The following is a 2,874-nucleotide window of genomic DNA, read 5'->3' as shown; positions in this document are numbered from 1 at the left end:
GCCCGGGTACCTGCACCCCATCCCCACCACCGCAATCGGCTCGTTCTCAGCAGAGCGAGTCGCGACCACGAGGCTCGCCGTCGGCGTCTGTGCCACCGGTCCGCCCAGTTGCTCGCCGATATACGCGGCCAACTCGGCGGGGGTCGGGTAGTCGAATACGAGCGTCGCGGGCAGGCGCAACCCGCTCGCCGCGTTGAGTCGGTTGCGCAGTTCCACGGCGGTCAGCGAATCGAACCCGAGGCCGCGGAACGAGGTTTCCTGGTCAACCGAGCCGGTTCCATCGTGGCCCAGGACGATCGCCGTCTGCTCGCGAACCAGCTCCAGCAGCGCCTTGATGCGCTCCTCGCCGCTGAGTGTGCTCAAACGCGCGCCCTGCGAGCCTCCGCCCGCCGCCGGTTCGCGGCGCTTGACGTTGCCACGCACCATTCCACGCAGCGCTGGCCGAAGCGTGCCGGTGGCGGCCTGGCGCCGAAGGGCGCCGAGGTCCAGGAGCGCGGGCATCACGACCGGCGTTCCGGCTGTGACAGCGGCGTCGAACAGCGCGAGCCCGCGCTCGGCCGGGATCGGCACGAGCCCTTCCCGCGCCATCCGGGCCCGGTCGCTCTGGCTCAGGTCCTTGGTCAGTTCACTGCTTTGCTCCCATAGGCCCCAGGTGAGCGAGGTAGCGGCGAGCCCGCAGTCGCGCCGGTGCCGGGCCAGCGCGTCGAGGAATGCGTTGGCTGCGGCGTAGTTGGCCTGTCCGGGGCTGCCGAGCGCTCCGGAAGCGGAGGAGAAGAGTACGAACGCTGATAGCCGGGCTTCCTTCGTCAGCTCGTGCAGATGCCACGCGGCGTCGACCTTCGGTCGCAGAACACTGTCGAACCGCCCGGGGTCCAGTGCGGTCACGATGCCGTCGTCCAGTGTTCCGGCGGTGTGCACGAGCGCCGTCAGCGGCCGGTCTTCGGGGATCGCGGCCAAGATCGCGGCTACGGCGTCCCTGTCGGCGGCGTCGCAGGCCGCGATCCGGACGTCGGCGCCGAGGGCGGTCAGTTCGGCGCGCAAGTCCGCGGCACCTGGCGCGTCCTCGCCGCGACGGCTCAGCAGCAGCAGGTTCTTTGCGCCATGCCTGGTCACCAGGTGGCGCGTGAGCAGGCTGCCCAGAGTGCCGGTGGCACCGGTGACGAGTACCGTGCCCTCAGGGTCGAGCAAAGGAGCTGCTTGCTCGGCCGGAACGGTGCTGCCCGCGAGCCGGGCCAGGCGCGGGACGCGCAGCTCGCCGGCACGGATGGCGACCTGGGGTTCGCCGCCGGCCAACGCCACCGTGATCGCCGAGGCCGAAGCGGCGTCCCGGTCGAGGTCGATCAGGACGAACCGCTCCGGGTTCTCGGCCTGGACCGAGCGGATCATGCCCCACAGCGCCGCCTGTGTCAGATCACTGATGCAAGCGTCCTCGCCGGTAGCTACTGCTCCACTGGTCAGCAGCACCAGCCGGGATCCGCTCAGCCGCTCGTCGGCCAGCCAGCGCTGTACGACGGACAACAGCCGATGTGCCGCAGTGTGCACCTCGCTCGGTACGGATCCGTCGCTCTCGTTCCCGTCGCTCTCGTTCCCGCGGCTCTCATCGATACCGCTCTCATCGACACTGGTCCTATCGAGGCTGGTTTTGTCGACACGGGGTTCGCAGATCAACAGCACGGTCGCAGGTATGCCGGGGCCGTCGGTCAATGCGTCAAGGTCGGTGTAAAAGGATGCTTGCGGCAGTGACCGAACCAGCTCGTCGCTCGCGGCGCCGACAATGGCGAGGTCGGTGGTGGTCGCATCCGTGTCGATCGGGCCGACCGGGACCCAGCCGAGCTCGAACAGGTCCCGTCGATCGTCACCGGCCTGAGCCATCGCGCCTTCGGACAGCGGACGGCAAATCAGGGCGCCGATTGTGATGACGTTCGCGCCGGACTCGTCAGCCGCCCTGATCGTGCAGGAATCCTGCGACCGGTTGGTCATCGCGATGCGCAGGACTCGGGCGCCGGTGGCGTGGAGAGTCACATCGGTCCAGTTGAACGGCAGGGGAGGCCGCAGCGCGGACGGATCCGAGGTGTCGTCGGAGCCGACCGGGCCGCCCAGCGCCATCGCGTGCAGCGAAGCGTCGAGCAGCGCCGGGTGGATGCCGAAACCGGAGTTCCCAGTGCCCTGCGGCAGGTGGATCTCGGCGAACAGGTCGTCACCGCGCAGCCATGCCCGAACGACGCCCTGAAACAGGGGGCCGTAGTTGTAACCGAGGTCGGCGAGCGCGTCGTAGAGGTGGGCGGTGTCGAGTTCGCGGGCGTTCGTGGGCGGCCAGGCGGCGAGATCCGCGTCCGGTGCCGGAGCGGCCGGCTCAGTGGTGAGGAACCCGGTGGCGTGGTGGGTCCATTGCTGCACGGGCTCGTCGAACTCGCTGAAGCCGAGGCCGTATGCATCAGCTGCCTGATCAGAGCGGGAGTGGATGTCGATGGTGCGGCGGCCGGTCTCGTCGGGTACGCCGACCGTGACTCGCAACTGGACGCCGTCCTGATCCGGGATGGGCAGAGGGCTGCTGATGGCGAGTTCTTCGATGCGCCCGCCGGCGGTGTGTCGCCCGGCGTGCAAGGCGAGTTCGAGGAATGCGGTGCCCGGCAGCAGCGTGGTGCCGAGGACGGCATGCTCCGCGAGCCAGGGGTGCGTGCGCAGGGAGAGGCGACCGGTGAACAGCGTGGTCTCGTCAGGCAGGGTGATCGCCGCGCCGAGCAGGGCGTGGCCGGTGGGAGTCTGGCCCAGGCTCGCGGGGTCATTGGGTTTGGCAGTGGTCTGCGGCCAGAAGTGCTGGTGCTGGAAGGGGTAGGTGGGCAGGGGGGTGTGGTGGCCGGTGGTGGGCCAGGT

1 protein-coding gene is annotated in these 2,874 nt (G+C 69.6%); it reads right to left on the bottom strand.

The features are described from left to right. Positions 1–2,874, bottom strand: a 2,874-nt coding sequence (locus tag KGA66_RS28535; protein ID WP_211472640.1) for a type I polyketide synthase, incomplete at both ends; no start/stop codon positions are given.

The organism is Actinocrinis puniceicyclus (assembly GCF_018283645.1).
Taxonomy (GTDB): domain Bacteria; phylum Actinomycetota; class Actinomycetes; order Streptomycetales; family Catenulisporaceae; genus Actinocrinis; species Actinocrinis puniceicyclus.
This window is presented reverse-complemented; position numbering and strand designations above follow the sequence as displayed.